At 67.8% G+C, this 24,318-nt stretch carries 20 protein-coding genes; 4 read left to right on the top strand and 16 right to left on the bottom strand.

Annotated elements, in window-relative coordinates:
* Window positions 1-356: 356 nt before the first annotated feature.
* From MOTC310_RS26390 to MOTC310_RS26380, 3 genes are all read right to left on the bottom strand, one after another.
* On the bottom strand, window positions 357-1,481 hold the full coding sequence (locus tag MOTC310_RS26390; protein WP_331303891.1) for a lactonase family protein: 1,125 nt from the start codon (window positions 1,479-1,481) through the stop codon (window positions 357-359).
* A gap of 115 nt (window positions 1,482-1,596) precedes the next feature.
* On the bottom strand, window positions 1,597-2,856 hold the full coding sequence (locus MOTC310_RS26385; RefSeq protein ID WP_419539957.1) for an alpha-hydroxy acid oxidase: 1,260 nt from the start codon (window positions 2,854-2,856) through the stop codon (window positions 1,597-1,599).
* Window positions 2,857-3,120: 264 nt separating this feature from the next.
* Window positions 3,121-3,864: an IclR family transcriptional regulator gene (locus MOTC310_RS26380; RefSeq protein WP_331304118.1), complete on the bottom strand. Its 744-nt coding sequence runs from the start codon at window positions 3,862-3,864 to the stop codon at window positions 3,121-3,123.
* 359 nt (window positions 3,865-4,223) lie between these two features.
* Here MOTC310_RS26380 and MOTC310_RS26375 point away from each other — a divergent pair, with 359 nt between their 5' ends.
* Entirely contained in the window at window positions 4,224-5,543 is a 1,320-nt protein-coding gene (locus tag MOTC310_RS26375; RefSeq protein ID WP_331303890.1) for an MFS transporter, read from the top strand.
* A 12-nt stretch (window positions 5,544-5,555) separates the two neighbouring features.
* On the opposite strand, the gene MOTC310_RS26370 is transcribed toward MOTC310_RS26375, so the two are convergent.
* The 8 genes from MOTC310_RS26370 to MOTC310_RS26335 form a co-directional block, all read right to left on the bottom strand.
* Window positions 5,556-6,413 carry an amidohydrolase family protein gene (locus MOTC310_RS26370; RefSeq protein WP_331303889.1) on the bottom strand — a complete coding sequence of 286 codons (858 nt, stop codon included), beginning with the start codon at window positions 6,411-6,413 and terminating at the stop codon, window positions 5,556-5,558.
* Window positions 6,414-6,551: 138 nt separating this feature from the next.
* Window positions 6,552-7,490 carry an amidohydrolase family protein gene (locus tag MOTC310_RS26365; protein ID WP_331303888.1) on the bottom strand — a complete coding sequence of 313 codons (939 nt, stop codon included), beginning with the start codon at window positions 7,488-7,490 and terminating at the stop codon, window positions 6,552-6,554.
* Between the two features lie 13 nt (window positions 7,491-7,503).
* Window positions 7,504-8,424 (bottom strand): SMP-30/gluconolactonase/LRE family protein, encoded by a 921-nt coding sequence (locus MOTC310_RS26360; RefSeq protein ID WP_331303887.1) that lies wholly within the window; start codon window positions 8,422-8,424, stop codon window positions 7,504-7,506.
* A gap of 34 nt (window positions 8,425-8,458) precedes the next feature.
* Complete coding sequence (locus MOTC310_RS26355) at window positions 8,459-9,733, bottom strand: MFS transporter (protein ID WP_331303886.1); 1,275 nt, start codon at window positions 9,731-9,733, stop codon at window positions 8,459-8,461.
* Between the two features lie 125 nt (window positions 9,734-9,858).
* A complete protein-coding gene (locus tag MOTC310_RS26350; protein ID WP_331303885.1) occupies window positions 9,859-10,533 on the bottom strand; it encodes an RraA family protein in 675 nt (224 codons plus the stop codon).
* Between the two features lie 37 nt (window positions 10,534-10,570).
* Window positions 10,571-11,479: a DUF1932 domain-containing protein gene (locus MOTC310_RS26345; protein WP_331303884.1), complete on the bottom strand. Its 909-nt coding sequence runs from the start codon at window positions 11,477-11,479 to the stop codon at window positions 10,571-10,573.
* A 17-nt stretch (window positions 11,480-11,496) separates the two neighbouring features.
* Window positions 11,497-14,550, bottom strand: a complete 3,054-nt coding sequence (gene ydiJ / locus MOTC310_RS26340) for a D-2-hydroxyglutarate dehydrogenase YdiJ (RefSeq protein WP_331303883.1) — start codon at window positions 14,548-14,550, stop codon at window positions 11,497-11,499.
* Between the two features lie 5 nt (window positions 14,551-14,555).
* Complete coding sequence (locus MOTC310_RS26335) at window positions 14,556-15,881, bottom strand: MFS transporter (protein WP_331303882.1); 1,326 nt, start codon at window positions 15,879-15,881, stop codon at window positions 14,556-14,558.
* 174 nt (window positions 15,882-16,055) lie between these two features.
* Here MOTC310_RS26335 and MOTC310_RS26330 point away from each other — a divergent pair, with 174 nt between their 5' ends.
* On the top strand, window positions 16,056-16,760 hold the full coding sequence (locus MOTC310_RS26330; RefSeq protein ID WP_331303881.1) for an IclR family transcriptional regulator: 705 nt from the start codon (window positions 16,056-16,058) through the stop codon (window positions 16,758-16,760).
* A gap of 247 nt (window positions 16,761-17,007) precedes the next feature.
* On the opposite strand, the gene MOTC310_RS26325 is transcribed toward MOTC310_RS26330, so the two are convergent.
* The 5 genes from MOTC310_RS26325 to MOTC310_RS26305 are packed head-to-tail and all read right to left on the bottom strand — an operon-like array spanning window position 17,008 to window position 21,112.
* Window positions 17,008-18,009 (bottom strand): CobW family GTP-binding protein, encoded by a 1,002-nt coding sequence (locus MOTC310_RS26325; RefSeq protein WP_331303880.1) that lies wholly within the window; start codon window positions 18,007-18,009, stop codon window positions 17,008-17,010.
* Complete coding sequence (locus MOTC310_RS26320; RefSeq protein ID WP_331303879.1) at window positions 18,006-18,332, bottom strand: hypothetical protein; 327 nt, start codon at window positions 18,330-18,332, stop codon at window positions 18,006-18,008. The genes MOTC310_RS26325 and MOTC310_RS26320 overlap by 4 nt, the downstream gene beginning before the upstream one ends.
* Before the next feature lie 54 nt (window positions 18,333-18,386).
* A complete protein-coding gene (locus MOTC310_RS26315; RefSeq protein ID WP_331303878.1) occupies window positions 18,387-19,268 on the bottom strand; it encodes a polysaccharide deacetylase family protein in 882 nt (293 codons plus the stop codon).
* Window positions 19,269-19,324: 56 nt separating this feature from the next.
* Window positions 19,325-19,951 (bottom strand): DsbA family oxidoreductase, encoded by a 627-nt coding sequence (locus MOTC310_RS26310; RefSeq protein ID WP_331303877.1) that lies wholly within the window; start codon window positions 19,949-19,951, stop codon window positions 19,325-19,327.
* Between the two features lie 60 nt (window positions 19,952-20,011).
* Window positions 20,012-21,112, bottom strand: coding sequence for an NADH:flavin oxidoreductase (locus MOTC310_RS26305; protein ID WP_331303876.1), 1,101 nt, complete (start codon window positions 21,110-21,112; stop codon window positions 20,012-20,014).
* A 111-nt stretch (window positions 21,113-21,223) separates the two neighbouring features.
* On the opposite strand from MOTC310_RS26305, the gene MOTC310_RS26300 reads away from it, so the two are divergent.
* Together MOTC310_RS26300 and MOTC310_RS26295 are read left to right on the top strand one after the other, a co-directional pair.
* A complete protein-coding gene (locus MOTC310_RS26300) occupies window positions 21,224-22,123 on the top strand; it encodes a LysR family transcriptional regulator (protein WP_331303875.1) in 900 nt (299 codons plus the stop codon).
* 400 nt (window positions 22,124-22,523) lie between these two features.
* On the top strand, window positions 22,524-23,501 hold the full coding sequence (locus MOTC310_RS26295) for a helix-turn-helix domain-containing protein (RefSeq protein WP_331303874.1): 978 nt from the start codon (window positions 22,524-22,526) through the stop codon (window positions 23,499-23,501).
* The last annotated feature ends 817 nt before the right edge of the window (window positions 23,502-24,318 follow it).

Raw genomic sequence — 24,318 nt, 5'->3', positions numbered from 1 at the left:
GCAGACCTTGAGTGCCGTAGCCCGAAGGCCGCTCAGGCCCGGGCTCGTGACCTCAATCTGAGCGTGGAAACCCATGTTCGAGGGCCAGTCGGCTTGATGGCCGAACTCCTCGAAGTGCAAGACGATGCTGCCGCCACGCTTGCCTCCCAACCCGCCCGCCAACGGATCGGAGATCTCCAGTCCGCTGCGGGGGATCGAAAGAAACAAGCCATTTTGTCAGGAAGCTGACATTCGGCTTTGCGCCCAACCCGGTCAATCTGCCCGTCGCGGCGACACCTCCAAACCGGACATGGTCGCTATTGGTGTCGTCCGCGGAAGAGCCGTCAAACCCCCGTCGGTACAGAGCGCTGAGTTCCTCATCGCGCAGGCAAGTCGACGATCTCGACCCAGTTCGCGCCTCGTCCACCCGGATACCGACCGACTTCGCGAAGATCACCGGTCTCCCCATCGATCCGGTAAACGGCCAAATCATTGGACTTCTCACCCGATGCGATCAGGTATCGACTGCTCGGATCGATTCGGATTCCCCTCGGACGTGTCACGGTGGCGATGCTCGACACGAAGGTCGGCGTGCCGGTTGCCGGATCGAGCCTGAAGACCGCGAGCTTGCTGCTTGTCCGTTCCGTTGTGACGAGGAAGCGCCCGTCCGGCGTGATCTGGATGTCGGCCGCGGCAATCGCGAGTTGCGGCGGTGCGTCGTTTCGCGCCCGGGCCGCCAAGGTCGCCGCTGTGACTGGCGGCTGGATCGTACCCGGCACGAGCCCGGAATCTGGCGGCACCGACGCGACGGACAACGTCGGGCTAAGCGTCCCCGTGGCAGGATCAAATGCGAACTGTGTCAGCGTGCCGGTCAGTTCGCTCAGAAGATACAGAAACCTGTTATCGGGCGAGAACTGGAAATGACGAGGACCCTCCCCCTTCGCCGTCTTCAGGTATGGCGGATCGTTCGGCACCAGCCGGCCTTGCGCCGTGTCGAAGGTGAACTGTGCGATCTGATCGCTGCCGAGATTCGTCGCGAAGACGAAGCGGTTGCTGCGATCGGCCTGGATTGCGTGGGCGTGCTCCCCGGTCGGAACGATCTGTGTCGGGCTGCGGATCACGCGCCCGTCCGCATCGATCGGGGTCACGGCGACCTTGTGGCCGGAGTAGGACGCGGTGAACAGGAAGCGGCCGGTGCGATCGGTCGAGACGTACGGCATGCTGTCCGGAAGCGGCGCTTCACCGGCCGCTTCAAGGATCCCCGAGCGCGGATCAATCGCGTAGGTCAGGACCCGCATGGGCTCCGACCGGACGACCGCGTAGAGGTGCCGCTGATCGGGCGCGACCGCCATCGGCATCACGACCTTCGCGGCAGGAGCCCTGCCCATCGCGGTCAGCGCCCCAGTGGTAGGGTTCATGTCGTACATCCCGATGTCACCATCGGTCGCATTCGAGACGTAGACGACCGTCTTGGCGAGCGCGGGTTGGCCGAGGAGGCCCATCGCTAGGGCCCTCAATCCCGCAGAGATCATCCGTTGCAGATTAGTCATCGGATCCTCATGAACCGCAGCGGCAAGACCGCGCTCCTCCGGTCTCGAAGGGAGCCCAGATTGGTGTTCAGGCGTCGCCGGTTCGGTGGAGCAGGGACGGGCCGGCGTCCCGCAGGCTCGTAAGGCCGGCGAGGCCCATGTTCCGCTTGATCTCGGATGCGAGAATCTCGATCGCGTGCGCGACGCCGTCCCGACCCCCGACCGCTGCGGCGTAGACAAACGGCCGCCCGACGAAGACGAACGCCGCCCCGAGCGCCATCGCCTTCAGCACGTCCGATCCGCGGCGGATCCCGCCATCCATCATCACCGGCGTCGTCGCACCGACCGCGTCGACGATGCCGGGCAGGACGCGCAGCGGCGACACTGTGCCGTCGAGCTGGCGCCCCCCGTGATTGGAGACGACGATCCCGTCGGCGCCATGGTCGCGGGCGATCCGGGCATCCTCCGCCGCCATGATGCCCTTGACGACGAGGCGGCCCGTCCATCGCTCACGGATCAGAGCGAAGTGAGACCAGTTCAGGTGATCCTTCGCGCCGAAATCACGCATGACGTTTCTGGCCAGGATCGGCGCACCGCGGGTGGCATAGGAATTCTCGAAGTGCGGCATGCCGTGCTTGGCGAGCGTCCGCAGGAACGTGCCGAGCGTCCAGTGTGGCCGGATAAGGCCGTCCCAGGCCAAGCGCAGGCTCGGGCGCAACGGCGTGGAGAAGCCAGTGCGGACATTGTTTTCCCGGTTGGCGAGCACGGCCGTGTCGACGGTCAGCACCAGCGTGCCGAAACCCGCTCGCTCGACGCGCTCCACCAGTGCGAGGATGCGGTCCGGCTCTCCGGGCAGGTAAGCCTGGAACCACGCGTCGGGATTGGCCTTCGCCACATCCTCCAGAGGGATCAGGGACGACCCGCTCATGATCATGGGGATGTTCGCGTCCGCGGCCGCTTGAGCGAGCACGAGATCGCCGCGATAGGCGGACAGTGCGGCGATCCCCATCGGGGCGATGCCAAAGGGGGCAGCGTAGCGGCGACCGAACAGTTCGATCTCTGGGGATCGTCCGGACACGTCGATCAGCACGCGCGGCACGAAGCCGAACGCCGCGAAGGCGCAGCGGTTATCGCGCAGTGAGGCATTGGTTTCCGATGCTCCCGAGACGTAGCCGAAGATCGGGCGGGGCAGGTGCCGTCGTGCCGAGGCCTCGAAATCATCGAGCGACAGGACCGACCGGAGCCGCCGTGGGACCTTGCGCGGGCGGACATGGTCATCCGTCCTCTGGGATGCCGCCCGTGCGGACAGGGGGTGGGCGGGACCGCCCGATCCGGATCGAGACTGCATCAGGCGCCGTCCTCCCGACGACAGGCGGTTCGCGACGCGCCGGCGGCGCGGCTCGGTGGCTTATTCTTGCGGGAATCGCGTCCCGTTCTGAGCGTCCCGGTCGCCCGCATTGATGAGGCGAGACGATCCAGGCGACCGGCCCGAAATTCCGATCCGCCTCATGCGACGCGGTGCGCCACCTGACCTTCAGTGGGACCAGAATTGCTTCGATCGCCTTGAGCCAAGATGCACCTACACGCTTAAAGCGTATTTCGCAACGGCGTTCTATTCAGATCGAGCGGGCTCACCCTGGAATGCGTCGCCGAGCGCCTGCGTCACGTGATCGGCGCACTCGAGCAGGATCGGCGCGATCTCAGCGGCGCGCGCTTCTGTCAGCCGTGAGATCGGGCCTGACACAGACAGGGCGCCGAACAGACGCCCGTTCACTCCGAAGACCGGGGCGGCGCTCGACGCGACGTGGGGATCCGTGGTCCCTCGCGAATGAATCGGCAGGACGAGACTGCGCCCCGGACGGCACGCCGGATCGAATTGTTCGAAGACCTGGGCGACCGATGATCGGTCCATCGGTCTCAGATCACCGGGACGAACATGCATCCGCAGCGACGACGGTGAATCCACGCGGAGGAGACAGAGGCGGGCGTCGCCGCGCCGGATGTAGAACGAGGCGGTTTCGCCCGATGCCGCCACGAGTCGGGTGAGCACCGGAGTGACGTGCTCCTCGAGGGCGAAGGATTGCAGGTAGACGGATCCGAGGCGCGCGACCTCCATGCCCAGTCGGTAGCGGCCATCCGGGATCCGCTCGATCAGCCCGAACCGTTCCAGCGACACGCACAGCCGCATGATCGTGGACTTGACCAGAGCCGTCCGGTTGGCAAGTTCGGCCAATTCAAGGGCGTCGTCGCCGGGCTGAAAGGCTGTCAGCACGGTCAAGACGCGATCTGCCGTCGCGACGCCCTCGCTCTTCGGCCGGGCGCGTGATTGTCCGCTCCGCCTCCCGCTCTCCGTCATCTCGGTCAAATCCTGATCGTGCCGCGCATGGTCCGGTCCACCTCTGACGAACCATTGACGTCTTGGGTCGGAACGCTTCGGATCAGTCAAGATCGTCGAGCCTTTGCTTGCGGCTTGGGCTGCCGAAGGATTGACAGGAGCGCGTCCCGTTGCGTATCGGTTTTAGAACGCCATTCTAAAAATTCATAGCGAAGCGTTCGAAGCCAGCGGCCGGGATCGGCGAGAGTCTCATCGTCCGGCGGTGGGCCCCGTCGCGATTGCGGCTCGATTGACCGCCGAGCTCCGCTCTTCCCCAGCGAACTGTGCACGGCCGGCCGCGGGGCGACGACAAAGGTCGACGACGTTCAGGGAGAAACGCGATGAGCGACGCAGTGGCGGCCGCCGACCACGAACGCGCGATCATGAGGAAGGTGATCCTCCGGATCGTGCCGTTCCTCATGATCTGCTACTTCTTCAACCTGCTGGACCGGTCCAATATCGGCGTCGCATCCTTGCAGATGAGGCCGCATCTCGGCCTGTCGGCGGCCGCCTACGGGTTCGGGGGCAGCCTCTTCTTCATCGGCTATTTCCTGTTCGAGGTGCCCAGCAACCTCATGCTACAGCGCTACGGCGCCCGGCGGTGGATCGCGCGCATCATGGTCTCCTGGGGGCTCATGTGCGTCCTCATGGCGACGACCCAGGGGCCGTTGTCCTTCTATGTCCTCCGCTTCCTCCTCGGCGTCGCCGAAGCGGGCTTCTTCCCGGGCATCGTCCTGTTCACGACCTACTGGTTTCCGACCCGTTATCGGGCGCGAATCGTGGCAGCCTTCGCCATGTCGATCCCGCTCGCGAGCTTCATCGGGTCGCCCCTGTCGGCGGGCCTGCTCCTGGCCGACGGTTTCCTTGGCTTGCACGGCTGGCAATGGGTCTTCGTCGCAGAGGGGATCCCGACGATCCTGCTCGGCCTCGCCTGCCTCGTCATGCTCCGCGACAAGCCCACCGATGCTTCCTGGCTGTCGGCAGAAGAGCGAAGCTGGCTGACGCGGACGATCGAAGCGGAGAAGAGCAGCCGGCACGGGGCCGGGCACGCCTCGCTCAAGCGGCTGGTCATGAATCCCCAGGTCTGGGGACTAGCCCTGGCCTGTTCCGCTAGCTCGGCGGCGAGCGCGAGCCTGTCGGTCTGGCAGCCGCAGCTTCTCAAGAGCTTCGGTCTCACGACGTTTCAGACCGGCTTGGTCAACGCCATACCCTATGGAATCGCGGCCGCACTGATGCTGTTCTGGGGCGCACACTCGGACCGGACCGGAGAGCGGCGGTGGCATACGGCGCTGCCGCTTATCGTGATTGCCCTCGGCTTCGCAGGCATCTTCCTCGCCCGTTCGTCATTGCCGCTCACCGTCGTGCTGCTCAGTTGCGTGCTGGCGAGCTATTCGTCCTTCAAGGGGCCATTCTGGGCGTTCACCTCGACGACGCTGTCGCCTGCGGCTGCGGCGGCGGGCATCGCCGGCATCAACGCCGTCTCGAATCTGATCGGTGGCGGTGCGGTGTCGCTCGTCGGCCTGATCCAGGATGCTACCGGAAGTTTCGCGACCGCGCTGCTACCGATGGTCGTTCTTGCCCTGGCGGGGGCGCTCGCCGTCATCCTGATGGGGCGGCGCCTCAGCCGGACGCAAGGATCGGTTAGTGCGACCGCCCCCTGAGCCTGCTTCGCCCTATTCGGGGAAGCCGTAGAGCTTAGCCGGATTGTCGACTAGGACCCGTGCCCGCGCGCGGTCGTCGGGCACCCATTCGGCCAGAAGGTCGAACAGCCGGGCATCGTCGGGCATGTGCTTCTCGCCCCTGTGCGGCCAGTCGCTGCCCCAGACCATTCGCTCTGGCGCCGCGGCCGCGAAGGACGCCGCCACCGCCGTGGCGTCAGCATAAGCCGGCGGTCCGCTCGCCGTGTTGAGGTAGGCTCCCGACAGCTTCATCCACGTCCGGCCGCCGTCGAGCAGCCGACGCACCACGGCGTAGGCGGGATGGCTCCCGCCCTGGTCGGGGGGGAGCCGCGCCAGGTGGTCGATGACGAGGGGTGTCGGCAGACGCCGCAGCACGGGCTCGAGCTCCACGATTTTGTCGCCTGTCGCGTAGATCTGGACATGCCAGCCGAGCGGCGCGACCTTGCGGGCCATCGCCTCCAGACGCTCGGCGGTGGTCGGTCCCCAGGATTGCGGCGTACCGAAATTGACCCGGATGCCCACGGCACCCTGCGCCGCCATCGCTCGGAGTTCGGCATCGGCGATGTCGAGATCGACCACGACCACCGCGCGGGCCGAGGGGCCGAACTGCGCCACGCCGTCGAGGGTCGCGCGGTTGTCGGTGCCGTAGGTCGAAGGCGTCACCACCACCACCCGGCTCGTCCCCAGGCGCGCCTGCAAGCGGCGATACGCGGCGACGTCACTGTCCAGCACCGGCTGGCCCTTCCAGTGGGGCGAGGCCGGGAAACGGGTCGACAGGATGTGGATGTGGCAGTCGCAGGCGTTCGGCGGCACGCGGATCGAGGGCGCCTCCGTCCCGGCGGAGAACGGCATGGCGTCCGCCGCGTCCGCCGACCGGCCTTTGAAGCCGACGGCTGCGGTAAAGGCGAGGGCACCGCCGCTGCCCAAAATACTCCGGCGTGTTCGAGGCATGCGATCCATCGTCGGGGTCCTCCGCGGGGGCGAGCGCGCTCAGAAGCCGTAGAGCTGAGCCGGGTTGGACACGAGGATCCGGTTCCGCACCGTCTCGTCGGGGGCCCAGGCCGCCAAGAGGTCGAGGAGCACGGCATCGTCCGGCTTCGCGTCGGCCGGGGAGGTCGGATGCGGCCAGTCGCTGCCCCAGACGAGGCGCTCGGGGGCGCGTTGCACGAAGGCACGGGCGAGGCGGCTCCGGTCGGCGTAGCTCGGCGGTCCGACCTTCGAGAGAATGTAGGCGCCGGTGAGCTTCACCCAGGCGCCGTGTGTCTCGATCAGGTCGGCGATGACCTTGAAGCCCGGATGGTCGGGGCCGGCGGGCTCGGGCAGGTGGCCCATATGGTCGAAGACGACCGGGACCGGCAGGCCCTTCAGGCTGTCGGCCAGTTCCACGATCTTGTCGCCGTCGGAGACCAGCTGGATATGCCAGCCGAGGTCAGCGATCTTGCGGGCGACCGGCGCCATGTCGGTGATCGGTGCGCCGCCCGGCAGGCGCGTCCCGAACCGGACGCCGCGGATGCCGGCCGCATCCAGGCGCTTCAGTTCCTCCGGCGTGACCGAGGCGTCGAGCATCGCGATGCCCCGGGCGGTCGGCCCGAACGCCTTCAGGGATTGGACGAGGAGGCTGTTGTCGACCCCGTAGGTCGAGGGCTGCACCACGACGTGCCGGGTGAGGCCGAGGCGCTGCATCAGGAGGCAATAATCCGCGACGCTCGCATCCGGCGGCCGCAGGGTGGCGCCGGGCGCGGCCGGGAAGCGCGCATCGTAGATGTGGTGGTGGCAGTCCGTGGCGCCCGGCGGCACGGTGAAGGTTGGCCGATCCGTGCCCGAGGACCAGGGCACGGTTTGCGCCGCAGCGGGCCGCAGGCCGGCGGCGAGGGCGGCGCCGGTCATTAAGGCCGCGAGATGCGCGCGGCGGTTCATCGAGGGGGGCATCCGTCCGGTCCGTTCAGTGGTGCGAGAAGAGGGTCTGGCCGGGGACCGGCATCCGCGCGGTGAGGATGCTGCCGGTCTGGGATTCGGTGATGAACAGGGTCGCCCCGTCCGGGCCGCCATAGGCGACGTTGGTGGTCGAGATCCCGGCGGGAGACTTCACCCGCAGCAGCGGCTCGGCGACCGGCGACAGGCGCCAGATCGACCCGAACCCGGTATGGGCGACGATCAGGCAACCCTCGGCATCGAGCGCGATGCCGTCTGGGCCGCCGAGGCCGCCGTGCAGCTGCGCGAACACGCCGACCTTCGCGACGAGGCCGCTGGCGTTCAGGGGGATGCGCCAGATGGCTTGCGCGCGGGTCACGGCTATGAACAGGCTGCCCATCGCATCGTCGATGACGATGCCGTTCGGGCTCGGGATCGTGTCCACGAGGCAGGTCAGCTCGCCGGAGGGGCGCAGGCGGTAGACCCGGCCGGTCGGGTCCTGCAGCCCGGTCTGGCCCTGGTCGGTGAAGTAGAGGTCGCCGTTCTTCGCGAAGGTCAGGTCGTTGACCCCGCGGAACCCCTCAGAGCCCGCCGTTTCCAGGAACGGCGTCACCGCCCCCGTGTCGGGATCGAGGAGCATCAGGCCGCGCTTGTAGCAGGTGATGAAGATCCGCCCGTCCTGGTGGATCTTCATCCCGTTCGGCCAGCCGTCATATTCGGCGACGAGCTCCCATTCGCCGGCTCGGTCGATGCGGAAGATCCGGCCGAAGGGGATGTCCGTCACGTAGAGGCGGCCGGCCCGGTCGAAGACGGGGCCTTCCAGGAAGGAGTCGATGGCGTGACCGCCTCGGTTGGCGTTCGCCCATGCGGTCGGCCGGACCTTCCGGAAACGGTCGGGCAGGCGCGTGAAGATTTCGGCCGTCACGGCCGGCGGGGGAGCGAAGAACGACATCGCGTGGCCTCGGTGCGGGAGCGTGGGAGGTGGCTCAGGCAGGCTGCGCCGCCGCGTGTGCCTCGCGGGCATGGGCGCGGCTGATCAGGATCACGCTGATCGCGGCGGCGGCATCCAGCGCGGCGACGGGGAGCATCCCGAGGGCGAAGCTGCCGGTCGCGTCCTTCACGAGGCCGACCACGTTCACCATCAGGCCGCCCCCGATCAGATTGGCGATGGCGTTGATCCCGGCGAGACCGGCCGCCAGCGTCCCCGGCGAGAGCCAGCCGGCGGAGAGCGCCCAGAACGGCCCCTTGAACGAGTAGGCGCCGACCAGGGCGAAGGTCACGGCCATGACGGCCGTGGCGATGCCGCCGGTGAGGTTGAGGTACGACAGGCCGAAGGCGGCGAGCAGCAGCGGGATCGCCGTATGCCAGCGCCGCTCGCCCCGGCGGTCGGAGTGGCGGCCCCAGAGCACCATCAGCACCGTGGCGATGCCGTAGGGGATCGCGTTGACGAAGCCGGTCTGCAGGTTCGTCAGGCCGAAGGACTTGATCATCTGCGGCTGCCAGACCGAGAGCACGCTGCCCGTCGCCGAGGCCCCCGCGCAGACGAGGGCCATCGTCAGGAAGTACTTGTTGCGGGCGAGCTGCCAGAGCGAGATGTGGCCGATCGGCTTGCGCCGTGCCGCCTCCTCATCGAGGCGCCCGACGAGCCACGCGCTCTCTTCGTCGCGAAGCCATCGCGCATCGCGGGGCCTGTCCGTCAGGACGAACAGGCAGGCGATGCCGAGGCAGACGGTGGGCAGGCCCTCCAGTACGAACAGCCATTGCCAGCCCTTGAGGCCGAGCAGCCCGTCGAGTTCGAGGAGCGTCACCGACAGGGGCGAGCCGAGGAAGGTCGCTAGCGGGATCGAGACCGTGAAGGTCGCCAGGATCCGCGCCCGGTATTCGCTCGGCAGCCAGTAGGTCAGGTAGAGGATCGCCCCGGGGAAGAATCCGGCCTCCGCCGCGCCCAGGATGAAGCGCATCACGTAGAGGGAATGGGGACCTGTCACGAGGGCCATGCCCATCGTGACGAAGCCCCAGGTGATCATGATCCGGGCGATCCAGCGGCGCGCCCCGACCTTCTGCAGGGCGAGGTTGCTCGGCACCTCGACCAGGAAGTACGAGACGAAGAACAGGCTCGCCGCGAAGCCGAACATGGCCGGGGTCAGCCCGAGATCCTTGTTCATCTGCAGGGCGGCGAAGCCCACGTTCACCCGGTCGAGCAGGGCGCAGAAGTAGCAGACCATCAGGAACGGCACGAGCCGCAGGATCACACGACGCATCGTCGCTTTCTCAAGCGCGTGCATGTCTTGTTCGAAGACGCTCACGTTCCATCCTCCCATCGGTGTGAGATGCGGCCCGTCCGACGTTCGTCGTGCTTGAGCCTCGTGATCCTGCGGCCTGGAGGTTAGATCCCCTCGCAGCCGGCCTCCGCGAGGGCACGCTCGACCCAGGAGCGGTCGACGGCGCCGGCCTTGATGGCCGCCATGGTCTTGGCCTCGCCCTGCTGCTTCTTGTCGGCTGCGGCGAAGACCGCCTCGGTCTGGTCGAAGGGCACGCAGACGACGCCGTCGTCGTCGCCGACGATCAGGTCGCCGGGCTCGATCACCATGCCCTCGATGGCGATGGTGGTGTTCATCTCGCCCGGCCCGTTCTTGTAGGGGCCACGATGGGTGACGCCGGCGGCGTAGACGGGGAACGCGTTCTGACGGATCCAGCCGTAGTCGCGCACCGCGCCGTTCAGGACGACGCCGGCCACGCCGATCTGCTGCGCGTGGGAAAGCATGAGTTCGCCCATCAGGGCGTTCGTCAGGTCGCCGTCGCCATCGACGACGAGGACGTCACCGGCCTTGGCGCGGTTGAGGGCCGCGTGGATCATCAGGTTGTCGCCGGGGCGCGCCCGCACGGTCAAGGCAACGCCGCAGAGTACGCCACCGGCATGCAGCGGGCGGATCCGCGCGCCGCCGTGACTCATGCGGCTCATCGAGTCGCTGATGTTGGCGACCGCGATCGCCTTGAACTTCTCGACGGTGGCGGGGTCGACCGTACGGGTGCGCGGGTGGATCTTGAAGCCGATGGCCATGGGTTCTTGTCCTTCAGTGCGGGGGGTGAGTGGGGCGTCAGGCGTTGGGCTTGAGACCGGCCTTGAGCACCATGGCCTCCAGGGCCTCCTGGTAGGTCCGGGGGACGACGCCCTTGAAGTGATCCTTGAGGCCGAGGCTGGCCTTCCAGCGCAGGCGCTGGGCGATGGCGCGAGCCATGATCGGCTCGACCCCGGCATCGGCGACGGCGTCGGCCGACATCTCCAGCTCCTCGGCCCGGCGCTTGGCGTGGATCACCCCCGACGGGGTCAGGCTCTGGACCGTGTCCATCCACGGTCGGGCGAGGGTCTTGGAAGCCGAGGCGAGGACGATCTCGTCGATCCCGTACTGATGGGCGGCGAGCAGCATCTCGTCGGTCAGCGCCTCGATCCCCTTGATCAGGACCGAGCGAATGATCTTGATCCCCGAGGCGGTGCCGAGCACCGGGCCGGTGTAGGCGATTTGCATACCCCAGGGGTTCAGCAGCTCGCAGACCCGCTCACCGGCCGGGCCGCTCGACAGCATCCGCATAGAGTAGCCATGCAGCGGGGTCCCTTCGATGGAGCAGTCGCCCAGCAGCGCGCCGGTCGCCTCGAGCTTGCTCGCGACGCCCTGCTTGATCTTCGGCGTGGCCGAGGCGAAGTCGAGGAAGGTGTGGCGGGTCGTGAGCACCGGGGCGAAGGCGTCGGCGCTCTCCAGGGAGGACGCGCCGGGCGTGACGCTGGCGATCAGGTCGGCGGCCTCGGCGAGCTCCGCGTTCGAGCGGACGAGGGTGACGCCCGCCTCTTTCGCCCGCGCCTGGATGAGGTCCGCGTAGGGGCCGTCGAAGGCGTACTTGTCGTAGCAGGCGATCGATTCCAGGCCGGCGCCGCGCAGGCCCGCGCCGAGCGTGCTGCCGATCTCGCCGTAGCCGACGAGGCCAAGCCGGAATTGCATGCGATCTGCCATGGTGTGCTCCTGAAGGTCTATGCGGTGAGGCTGATGATCCGCCGGCCCTGACGCGGGCTGGCGGCGAGATGGTCGCGGAGGATCTCGACGGGGTGCGGCAGGCGCAGGCCGTCGATGAGCTTCACCTGCGAGCGGCAGGAATAGCCGTCGGCGAGGAGGCGGCCGGACCGGCCCTGTCCGGCGACGTGCCCGGCCCAGCTTAGGCCGTAGATCCGCTCCGACATCGCCCGGTGCTCGGCCTCGTGGCCGTAGGTCCCGGCCATGCCGCAGCAGCCGGACGGCAGCACCGACAGGCGCAACCCCAGGGCGGCGAAGACGCGTGTCCAATCGGCGAGTGCAGGCTGCGCCGTCGCCCGCTCGGTGCAGTGGGGCAACAACCAGTACGGCTCGGCCGCGGAGGCCGGAGCGACCCGGTCGAGGCGGCCGGCGAGCCATTCCTGGACGAGGTGGACCTGCGGCAGGTCCCGCCCCGGCAGGGCCTGCCGGTACTCGGAGCGGTAGGTGAGCGTCATCGACGGGTCGAGGCCGACGAGATCGATGCCGGTCGCAGCGAACCGGCCCAGGTCGTCGGCATTGGCCGCCGCCAGACGCCCGAACCGGCCGAGGAAGCCGTGGACATGCAGCGGCTTGCCGTTGGGGCGGTACGGCGCGAGCCAGGGCCGCAGCCCGAGCGCGCCCAGCAGGTCGAGGAGGGCGAGGAGGACGGGCGTGTCGTAGTGGCTGGTGAAGGCGTCCTGCACGACGATGACGCTCGCCAGGCGCTCGGCCTCCGGAAGGTGGCTTAAGGCTCGCGCGTCGGCCATCGCCACGCCCCGCCGCTTCAGTTCCGCGCTTAGGTCGAGGCCCGACAGCTTCGGCACATGGACGAGGCCGACCGCGCGCGAGAGCCCGAGGGACGTCGCGGCATTCACGAGCCGGGGCGCCTTGGTCAGCAGTGGCACGGCGGCCTCAAGGGCGGCGACGGCGTGGTGGCGCAGGGGCCGCAGGTAGCGGCCGTGGTAGAGTTCGAGAAACTTCGCCCGGAAGGTCGGCACGTCGACCTTGATCGGGCATTGCCCCGTGCAGGACTTGCAGGCGAGGCAGCCGGCCATCGCCTCGTGGACCTCGTGAGAGAAGTCCTCCCGCCGCCGCAGGGTCGCGGCGAGGCGGGCCGGGAAGGCGCGCCAGCCCGGCTGGGCGCGTAGGCGCTCCGCCTCGCTAAGCGGGTCGCGGCCCTCGACGGCCAGCCGGCGCAGCCACTCGCGCATCAGCTGGGCTCGGCCCTTGGGCGAGTGCCGCCGCTCGCGGGTGCCCTTCCAGGACGGGCACATCGCCTCGTCCGGGGCCCAGCTGAAGCAGGCGCCGTTGCCATTGCAATGGAGCGCCTCGTCGTAGCCCGCCCGGACATGCTCGGGGATCGCGCGATCCCGCGACCCCTTGGTCGGCACGCCGTCGACCGTCAGGAGCAGAGCGCCCTCGGGGGCAGCGATCTTGCCGGGATTGAACTGGTTGCGCGGGTCGAAGGCTGCCTTCACCGCCTGGAGAACCGGGTAGAGCGGGCCGAAGTACCGGGGGGAGAACTCGGAGCGCACGCCCTTGCCGTGCTCGCCCCAGAGCAGCCCGCCATAATGCTGGGTCAGGGCGACGACGTCCTCCGTCACCGCTCGGACCAGCGCCTCGGCGCCGGGGGCCTTCATGTCGATGGCCGGGCGGACATGGAGCACGCCGGCATCCACATGGCCGAACATGCCGTAATCGAGACCGCGCCGGTCGAGGGCGGCGCGGAACTCAGCAATGTAATCGGCGAGGTGCTCCGGTGGGACGGCGGTGTCTTCCACGAAGGCGATGGGCCGCCGGTCACCCTTGGTGTTGCCCAGCAGGCCAACCGCCTTCTTGCGCATCGCCCAGAGGCGACCGACCTCCGCCTCGCCCCGGGCCACCGTGTAGCCGCGTCGGCCATGGGTGCGACCGGCCTCGTCCAGGGCCGCCGTCAGACGGGCGAGCGCGGCCTCGACCGCACCTTCGCCGTCGCCGACGAACTCGATCAGGTTGACGCCCCGTGCCCGCTCGCCCGCATCCTCCGGGAAGTAGGCGGCGACGCGCTCCCAGATCGGGTCCTCCTGGGCGAGCCCCAGTACCTTGGAATCGACCGTCTCGACCGAGGCCGCGCCGAAGACCACGAGGGTCCGCGCGTCTCGCAGGGCCGCGTCGAAACTGTCGTAGCGGAGGTTCACCAGCGCCACGTGGCTCGGCAGCGGCAGGACGTTGAGCGTCGCCTCCGCAAGGAGGCCCAGCGTCCCCTCCGAGCCGCACAGCACGGCGTTGAGGTCGAAGCGGCCGTCCGCGCGGCGCAGATGGGCGAGGTCGTAACCGGTGAGGCAGCGGTTCAGCGGCGGGAACGTTTTGTCGATCAGCGCGGCGTTCTCGCGCTGAAGCTTGTCCACCTCCCGGTGGATGGCCCCCGCGAGGTCCTGCCGGGCCTGCGCGGCCGCGAGCCTGTCGTCGTCGAGGGGTTCGGAGTGCCAGACCGTCCCGTCGGCCAGCACCGTGGTGAGGGCGCGCACGTGGTCGCGGGTCTTGCCGTAGAGGCAGGAGCCCTGGCCGCAGGCGTCGGTCGAGATCATCCCGCCGATGGTGGCGCGGTTCGAGGTCGACAGTTCGGGGGCGAAGAACAGGCCGTGCTCGGCCAGGGCCGCGTTGAGCTGGTCCTTCACCACACCCGCCTCGACCCGCGCCGTGCGGCGCACCGGGTCGATGGCGAGGATGCGGTTCATGTGCCGCGAGAGATCAACCACGATCCCGTCCGTGAGGGACTGGCCGTTGGTCCCGGTCCCGCCGCCGCGGGGGGCGATCCGCACCGTGGCGAACCGCTCCTCGGCGAGCAGGGTCGCGATGCGCACGAGGTCGTCGCGGTCGCGCGGGAAGGCGATGGCCTGCGGCGTGATCTGGTAGATTGAATTGTCCGTGGCGAGCACGGTGCGGTCGGCCTCGGCCATCGTCAGGTCGCCCGCGAAGCCCCGCGCGCGCAGCTCGGCGCAGAAGGCCGCGGTCAGGGACGGCACCCGGGGGCCGGACGAGAGGCGCGGGATCATCGCGGTCAGGCCGGGAGCGCGGCCGGCAGCGCAGCCCGGCGGACCTGCCGGCCGAAGGCCAGCATCGTCAGCGCGCCGAGGAGCAGGATGCCTCCGACCATGAGGAGCGGCGCGGTGAACCCGCCCGAGAGGTCGCGCACGAGGCCGATCAGGTAGGGGCCGGCGAAGCCGCCGAGATTGCCGATCGAGACGATCATCGCGATCCCGCCCGCCGCCGCGCGTCCGGTGAGGAAGCCCGAGGGCACGGCCCAGAAGGTCGCCACGAAGGAGTTGATGCCCATCACCGCGACGCATAGTGCCGCGATGGTGAGGAGCGGCGTCGGAGTCAGGGCGCTCGCAACCAGCGCGGCGGCGCCCACAAACAGGGAGATGGCCGGGTAGATCGTCCGGTCGCGGCCCCGGTCGGACAGGCGGCCCCACACCACCATCGCCACAGCGCCGCAGAGGTAGGGGACGGCAGTCACGACCCCGACGAGCGAGGTCGCGAGCCCGAGCTGCTTGATGATCTGCGGCAGCCACAGGCCGATGCCCAGCGAGCCGATAATGGCGCAGAAGTTGACCGCCGTCAGCGTCAGCACCCGCCAGTTCCGCAGCGCCTGGGCCAGCGTCATCGGATGCTTCTTCTCGATCGCCGCCTTCTCCGCCGCAAGCGTGGCGATGAGGACGTCGCGCTCGGCGCGCGTGAGCCATCGTGCCTTCTCGGGCCGGTCCGTGAGGACGAAGAGGCAGACGATGCCGAGGAGGACCGCCGGCAGGGCCTCGAGGATGAGGAGCCACTGCCATCCGGCGAGGCCGAAGCCCTCGACCTGCACCAGCGCCCCGGAGATCGGCGAGCCGATGATGTTGGCGACCGGGATGCCGAGGAGGAACAGCGCGGTCGCCCGCGCCCGTACCGCGGAGGGGAACCACAGGCTGAGATAGAGGAAGACGCCGGGCACGAAGCCCGCCTCGCCGAGGCCGAGGAGGAACCGCGCGATGCCGAACTGGATCGGGCCGGTCACGAAGGCGGTCGCCGCCGAGACGAGGCCCCAGGTGATCATGATCCGCGCGATCCAGAGCCGGGCTCCGACGCGCATCATGATCAGGTTGCTTGGGATCTCGGCGAGGAAGTAGCCGAGGAAAAACAGCCCCGCGCCGATACCGAAGGACGTCGCGGTGAGCCCGATGTGCGCGTTCATCGTGAGCGCGGCGAAGCCGACATTCACGCGGTCCAGGTAGCTGACCACGTAGCACACGAACAGAAACGGCAGGATGCGCCGCATCATCTTGCGATGGAGGTTTCGCTCGTCGACCGCGTGGGCCGGAGCTTGGGTGTGGTGCCCTTGCGCCATGACGTCCGCTCCCGAGTCGCCATTTTTGAAACGGCGTTTCGTTTTATCTCGCGCAATCGATGAGAGATGTCAACGATGCCGTGGGCGCGGCGGCGTCACGGCTTGGTGAGTGGCGGGCGGATGGCTATGGATCGCGCATCCCGAACGTCGCAAAACCGGATCGAGTGCGAAGAGATGGCGAAGGAGGTGCGCGCGCGGCCCAATCTCGAAGGAGTGGCCTCGGCCGACCGGGTGCTGACCGTGCTGACCGCGTTCCGCCGGGGGGACGATGCCCTCGAACTCTCCGAGCTCGCCCGCCGCACGTCGCTCGTGAAGAGCACGATCATGCGGCTGTGCATCTCGCTGGAGAAGTTCGACCTGATCGAGCGCCTGGATGACGGTCGCTACCGCCTCGGCGTCGAGGCGGCGCGGATCGGCTCGGTCTACCAGCAATCCTTCGCCCTGGAGGAGCGGATCGTCCCCGTGCTGGAACGGCTCGCGGCCGAGTCGCTGGAGACGGCCTCGTTCTACATCCGCCGAGGCAACCAGCGGCTATGCCTGTTCCGGGCGGACTCGCCGTCACCGCTGCGGATGAATGTCCGCCCCGGCGACATGCGGCCGATGGACCAATCGGCCATTGCCCAGGTTTTGAAGACTTTCAGCGACCGGAGGTCTTCGGAAAGTTCGGCAGTTGAGGTCCCGCTCTACTCCTCCGGTATCACCGACCCTCACGTCGCTTCGATCGCGATGCCGGTGTTCGGAACCGAGCAGCGACTGATCGGCGCCCTCGCGCTGTCAGGTCCGGCGTCTCGGCTAACGGTAGAGCAAGCTGAAACTCTTAAGCCGCGCCTCCGAGAGGCGGGTGAACGCCTTTCGTCTGAACTTGGAGCACAGCTCTAACGAGGTCTGCAGCTCAAAGGGCAGGCTCAACAAAGGATGCTCCGCCGCTTTGGCGTACCTCATCATCATCGGCGTCCGCTTATTCGTCCGAGAAACCCACGAGCAGCCATTCCGCTTTCGGCCAAGATCGGCCGACTCTGACCACCCAGGTGAACGTCTCAGATGGGTGGGTTTCCGCCGGTCCGCTTCGGGGTGGGAGTTGGCAGAAGCAGACACTGCCGTCGCGCTCGCTCGCGAGGGCTTTCGCTCAAGCAACGCTTCCGCGGGCAGTGACCCGGCGGGACATCGCGTCGAAGGCGCGGAAAGAGGCCTCGATCCTCGCGTGGTCCAGTCCATGGACGATGAAGACGAGGCGCGACGCCCTGCGCCCGTCCGGCCAGCGCTCCAGATGGACTGGCGAGTGGACCAGACGCTGGACGCCGTGCACGGCCACCGGGCGCTCCTCGTCCTGCAGGTTCAGGATGCCCTTCACGCGGAAGACGTTCTCCCCGTGCCGGTCGAGGAGCATGGTCAGCCACAGGCCGAACCCCGTCCAGTCGACGGGTTCCTCAATCTCCAGGGAGAAGGAAGTCACGGGCGTCTCGGCACGGAAGTTCCCGTCACGGTGATGCGGAAGCGCGTCGGCAGGTGCGGCCGGCGTGTCGCCTGCCTCAGCGAGGAAGTCCTCCGCGGTGGCCTCGGGCGCCGTCAGGACCCGGGCGGACGGGTTGACCGCCGCCAATCGGGCGACCAGGTCCGCCACCCTGCCAGGCGGGGCCAGGTCGGTCTTGGTCAGCACCAGCAGGTCCGCCGCCCCGATCTGACGCAGGGCCTCCAAGCGCGTGTCGAGCAGGCCCGGGGCGTTCACCGCGTCGACCGTCGTCACGACGCCGGCGTTGCGGTAGTGGCTGCGCAGCACCGGATGAGACCGGATCGTCGACAGAGCCGGATAGGGGTCGGCCATGCCCGTGGTCTCGATTGCCACGCGGTCGAAGAACGGCACCTCGCCGCGGGCGCGTCGTGAGTGCAGGGTGAGCAAGGCTTCCGCGAGTTCCCCGCGCACGGTGCAGCAGAGGCAGCCCGACTTCAGAAGGACGACGGTGTCGTCGACGCGCTCCAGCAGCTCGTGGTCGAGCCCGATCTCGCCGAACTCGTTGACGAGCACAGCAGCCCCGGCCATCGCGGGATCAGCGAGCATGCGGCGCAGGAGCGTCGTCTTGCCCGAGCCAAGGAACCCCGTGAGGAGATGGACGGGTGTCGGCCCGCTCATCGGATGGCCTCGACGGACGCGATGAATTCGGGATCGAGCGGGTCGAACGGACGTCCCGCCAGCGCCCCCGCCTCGGACCAGAGATGCGAGAGGGCATCGAAGACCTGGGTGTTGCCGGTCGGCGAGGCCAGGACGTAGGACTGCCCCTGCCACTCGGAGAGACGTAGGCGCCGCGTGGAGAGAAGGGCGTTGGCGACGGCCAGGCGACGCGCCGCCTCGCGCCGTCGGGCGATCCTATCGGTGTTGCGTGTGTAGACGCCCGGCCGGGCCACCGCGCTCGTCCAGTGGTCGTCGCATCCGAGAACGCCGCAGAGTGAGCACATCGCGCGTAGCCTCCCGTCACCGGGCCGGGCGGACGGGTCCGGCCCGGCCGTGGTTCATTTGCGGCGGGGATGGCGCCGCGCGAAGTCGTCCGCCATCTCGTCCATGGTCACGAAACGCACCCCCGCGTGCCCCTTCATGTGCTCGTAGAGCCGCTCCAGCATCAGGAGCACCTGCGGGCGCCCGGAGACGTCGGGGTGGATGGTGATCGGGAACACCGCGTAGTCCATCTCCCGGTAGACCCAGTCGAACTGGTCGCGCCACATCTCTTCGAGGTGCCGTGGGTTGACGAAGCCGTGGCTGTTCGGGGACTTCTTGATGAACATCATCGGCGGCAGGTCGTCGAGGTACCAGTTCGCCGGGATCTCGATTAGGTCGGTCTCCTCGCCCCGCTCAAGGGGGCGCATCCAATCGGACGGCTTGCCCGCGTAGTCGATCTTCGTCCACGTGTCGCCGACCCGCACGTAGTAGGGCGTGAAGTCGTTGTGCATCAACGAGTGGTCGTACTTGATGCCCTTCTTGAGCAGAAGCTCGTTCGTGACGTTGGAGAACTCCCACCACGGCGCCACGTAGCCGGTCGGGCGCCGCCCCGACAGGTCCTCGATCAAGGCGATGCACTTGTCGAGGACCTCTTCCTCCTGCTCCGGGGTCATGGCTATCGGGTTCTCGTGCGAGTACCCGTGGATGCCGATCTCGTGGCCGGCATCGGCCACGGCCTTCATCTCCTTCGGGAACGTCTCGGCCGAGTGGCCCGGGATGAACCAGGTGGTCTTGATGCCCCACCTGTCGAAGAGCTTGAGCAGGCGCGGCGCTCCGACCTCGCCGGCAAACAGTCCCCGCGAGATGTCGTCCGGGGAATCGTCGCCCCCGTAGGAACCGAGCCAACCCGCCACGGCGTCGACGTCGATGCCGAAGCCGACCAGTATTTCCTTTGCCATGATGCGATTCCTCTCCCTGATGCGGGACGGCCCCGGTTTCCGGCCGCCGCGGCGTACTACCTGAGTTGGCGCAGGATCTCGGCGCGCAGCGCCTCGGGCTGCGGGGTGCCCGAATACAGCCGGTCGCCGACCGCGACCGACGGGACGGCGCGGATGCCGGCCTCCTGTGCCTGCCGCAGCGCCGCGTCGTGGCGCTCCCCGTGGAGCGGGGAGGCGAGCACCGCGTCGAGGGCTGCGGGATCAAGGCCGAGCCCCCCGATGATCGCCTTGAGCACGTCGGTGTCGCCGATGTCGCGGTCCTCCTGGAAGAAGGCGCGCAGGACCGCGTCGACGTAGGCGTCTCCCTGCCCCTGCTCGACGGCGTACTGGAGGCCGAGGAAGGCCTTGCGGGTGTACGGCTGAGGCGAGATGGTCGGAAGGCGCATCGGGACGCCCAACCGTTCCGCCGCGGGGTAGACGCCCTGCTTCCAGGCCGCGGGCAGGTAGTCGTCCTCCGGCCGCAGCGTCGGGGTCGGGTGGGGGCGCAGCTCGAACGGCATCCAGACGATGTCGACGTCGAGCCCGTCGCTGGCGGCCCGGATGACTTGCTCCCCCAGGAGGCAGTACGGACAGACGAAGTCGATCCACACGCGGATCTTCGTGCGGGCGGGCGTCACGGTTGCCGTGCCGAGGTTATCGCTCATGGTTCATGCTCCACGTTCGTCGGGGCCTGCGCAGGAGGCCGGTCGGCGCGCCGGCGCCCCTCAGGCGGCCAGTTCGCCCGGCTTGATGTTGGCGATCGGCCCGAGGATGGCGGGGTCGAACGCGGCCACCTCCCGCTCGGCCCGGACGCGGTTCGGGAAGTCCGGGTTCGCGAGCGCGACCTTGCCGAGCGCCACGATGTCCGCCCCCGCGGCCATGACCTCCCGCGCCCGCGCCACATCCCCCACGCCGCCGTTGGCGATCAGCGGGACATGCGGTGCGTAGCGGCGGGCCAGGGCGACGAGGCTGCCGCGGCCGCCCTCGAAGGCCGGCTCCCAAGCCTTGTGCTCGGTGACGTGGACGTAGCTGGCTTCGACCTCGGCCAGCGTGCCGAAGATGGCCTCGGCGTCCTGGTCGCCCCCTGCCCACTTGTGGGTGAAATCGTTGACCTTGCCCTGGGAGATGCGCACGCCGACGGGCACCTCGGCCCCGACCCTGGCCCGCACGGCCTCGAACACGGACCGCACGAGCGTGGTGCGCCGGCGGGTGTCGCCGCCCCACCGGTCGCCACGCCGGTTCGCGTAATCGGTCAGGAACTGGTCGATGAGGTAACCGTTCGCGCCGTGGATCTCGACGCCGTCGAACCCGGCCGCGACCGCCCGTGCCGCCGACGCGGCGAAGCCCTCGATTGCGTCCGCGATCTGTTCCTCGGTCATGGCTGCGGGCATCGGGTAGGCGCCCTTTCCGCGGTAGAACTCCATCTGGTGCCCCTTCGGCTGCACGGCCGAAGGTCCCGCGGCGACATTGCGAAAACGGTTGCCCTGGCTGATCGCACCCGCATGCATGAGCTGCGCGAAGAAGCGTGCGCCATGCCCGTGCACGGCCTCCACCACCGGCCGCCACGCCTGCGTCTGATCCTCGTCGGTGATGCCCGGTTGGTTGAGGTAGCCCTGGGCGAACGCCTGGTCCGTGTAGATGCCCTCGGTGACGACGAGCCCGAAGCCGCCACGGGCGAACCGCTCGTAGTAGCGGGTCATCGTCCCGGTGGCGGTGCCGTCCTCGTTGGCGCTCACACGCGTCATCGGGGCGACCGCGAAGCGGTTACGGAGCGTCATGCCGGCTATATCGGTGGCGGTGAAAAGGCTGTTTGCGTCCGTGCTCATGTGCGGCTCCCGATCTGCTTTCGCTGCTCGTCTGACAGCAAGGTATCCGCCGGGCCGGTCGTTCAGTAGCCGAGATGGACGATAAGCATTTCATCGTCCATTGATAAGCCGATGAACCTCCAGGATGTGGCCCTGTTCTGCGCCATCGTCACGACCGGCAGCCTCTCGGCCGCTGGGCGGCAGGCGGGACTGTCCCCGATGGCGGTCAGCCGGCGCTTGGCGGCGCTGGAACACGAGCTCGGGGTGCGCCTGATCCACCGCACCACGCGCTCGGTCGCCCTGACGGCGGACGGCGAGACGTTCCTGCCGCTCGCCCGGACGATGCTGGACGCCCGGGAGGCCGCCACGGCGGCCTTCTCCGAACAGCACGAGGGCTTAAGCGGGGTCCTGCGCGTGACCGCGCCCCACCGCATCGGGCGGGCCCTCGCCGTGCCCCTGGTCGTCCGGCTGATGGCGGAGAACCCACGCCTCAAGGTGGACCTGAGCTTCTCGGACGGGATCGTGGACATCGTGGCCGCGGGGATCGACGTGGCGATCAGGGTAGCGACTCTGCCGGCCTCGGAGCTGGTCGCCGTGCGGGTCGCGGACAACCCGCGCATCCTGTGCGCCGCGCCGGCCTACCTCGCGGCGCATGGATGCCCCAGGCGTCTCGCGGACCTCGATGCGCACGCCTGCCTGACGCTGCACGCGATGGACGCATGGACGTTCAGCCAGGCCGGACATCCGGTCGCCAAGCGCATCATGGGCAGGCTCGGGGCCAGCAGCGTCGATACGGTGCACGCCGCATGCGTCGCGGGCGCCGGCCTCGCGTTGCTGACCTACTGGGACGTGGCACAGAACCTCGCCGACGGCACGCTCAAGACGGTCACGCTCGACGACGCCGAGCCGGAGCGTTTGGCCATCTGGGCGGTTCTCCCGACCCGGCAGCACATGCCGCCGCGCGTGCGTCGCTTCATCGACGGGCTCAAGTCCGCGTTGATGGTGTCTATTCCAGCCCAGGCACGGCCATAACGATCAAGCACCGCGATGTTGCCGGACGGCCGACAAATGGCCGCTTACGGGAAGCGCTGATGGCGGTTCCTACGACTGTGTCGGGTCGCAAGCGGAATTACCGCTCGGGGTGGATTTCGGCCAGTCCGCTCTTGAGCGGCTCACGCATCGAAGCAGACGTCGCCGTTTGGCCTACGGCTTGCAAACCCCTGGCTGTCTCGTCAGTCATATTTGAGTGCAGTGGCCGTTCGACAGCCGGGCTCCAGCAGCCGCTACACCTTGGCGCGCAACTTCACTCCCGAGCAGAAAAAACACGCTGTTTTAATCCGATGTCTCGATTGGACTCGGAACCGACGGAGATCCGAGCAATTGGGCGCATGAGCCTATCTAGGAACCGTCAAATCTCGGCAAAGAGTTCTGCGTGTCGAATTTATTGGTTGTGCCAACTCTAATCGAAACAACTGCCCACATCGATGAGAAGCGTGCCTTCGAGTTCTGGCGCTACAGTGCGTTGGCTGGATTTGGTGATGTTGAACCAATAAGGCCTCGGGAGCCGTTCTCCGCCAAGCGCCTCACCGTAACAATTGGCGATTGTATACTTTTGCATACGGTCAGCAGTCCGGTTTCGTTAGAGATCAGGTCGCGCCACATCGACCGGAACGCGCAGGATATGGTGGTCATCCGGCTGGGTTTGGTTGGGCTCGGCTACCAGACGCAGCTCGATCGTGGAGGCCGCCTCGTTGCTGGTGATCTGAGCTTCCTAACAAGGAGTCGGCCCTTAGTGACAGGCACCCAGACCCCATACGAGGAGATCCGGCTTGCTGTGCCACGAGCAACCTTCGAAAGCCTAGTCGGCAGCGTCGATGCGCTGGCAGGCCACTCCATCAGCGAGCATCCTACGACAGCTGAAGCCCGGGCGAATTTTCAAAGACTGGCGTCGTCGCTGGGCTGGATGACAGAATGTGAAGCGCAGGCCGCGATCGAAGGAACCTTGCACCTGATAGGCCGCGCCATTGATGCTTCCGCATCTTCACGGGAGAGACCTCTCCCGCACGCAACAATTGCCTCGCTGACCCAAGCGTATATCATCCGCCACCTTCGAGATCCCGAACTAGACCCAGCTGCTATTTCCATCGCTCTCGGGGTCTCTCGAACATCGTTGTATCGAGCTCTTGTAGAAACCGGCGGCATCGCAGCAGCAATCCGCGATGCGCGTCTTGATCTGGTGCAGCGGTCCTTGGCGGCGCCTGGGAATGAGAGGATGAAAATCTCTACAGTTGCCTATGCGTGCGGCTTCACTGATGTACCTACGTTCAATCGGAGTTTTAGGAGACGCTTTGGCTTGTCGCCTCGCGATTATCAGGCAGCGCACGGCGATGGCACTTGTGATGCGTCCTGAATTTTAGGGCGTATTGATTGGATGCTTTCAGGCAGAGCGCGACGCGCCGGGAACGGCTTTGTTGGGTCGGCAGCAGGCCCAAGCGGCTGCAGTTATGCCTGCAACTAATGCATGATCCGCGGCGACAGCAGGGCCGCCTTCGAAGCGGCTCTGCCGTAAACTTACAGAGTATGTGGTGCGGGTAATCTCGCGGTCTTTACCGCGCAGGTGCGGTGGTGCTCCCGCCTGCACCGACGCCAGGACGCGCGGTGCCGGTTCCGGGCACAGCTGCGGCGCCAGCTGCGGGTGAGCGGGTGCTGGTACCTGTCGTCTCTTCGGCCGCCTTTTGCCCTTCGCTCTTCACAGAACCCGGGTTATTCATGTTGCCCGTAGCGCTACCGCCGCCGGCTGGCTGCTGGGCATAGGCTGTTCCGGTCAGAGCAATGGCAAGCGCGGCAGCAAGGCCGTACATCTTCGTGCGCATAGGCGTTTCCTCAATGGTCCCGAGTTTGGGGCCGTACATCAACGCCACCCGCACACTCTTTGTTCGGTAAAAATAGCCGGTGATCGCCGCGAGTACGGGGCGAGCTTAGGGACTAGCGATGTGAGTATCCGGTAGCAGGCACCTGCTGGCGGCCGCGGGCGTTGTCAGATTGAAGGTACCCTACCGAGTGTCCTGCTCGGTTTGGGTGGGTAAGTGGCCGCCAGCTTTTGCGGTGGAGCTGCTCCGAAGCAGACGGACCGGTTTCGGCCAGTCCCGGCCACCGCAGTTCACCTGCGTAAACGTCTCAGGTGGGTGATTTTCCCCCCTTCCACTTCTGGACGGCGGATGCATCGA

Source organism: Methylobacterium oryzae (assembly GCF_036441375.1).
Lineage (GTDB): Bacteria > Pseudomonadota > Alphaproteobacteria > Rhizobiales > Beijerinckiaceae > Methylobacterium > Methylobacterium oryzae_A.
Note: the sequence above shows the minus strand (reverse complement) of the source record. Positions and strands in the feature narration are given on the sequence as shown.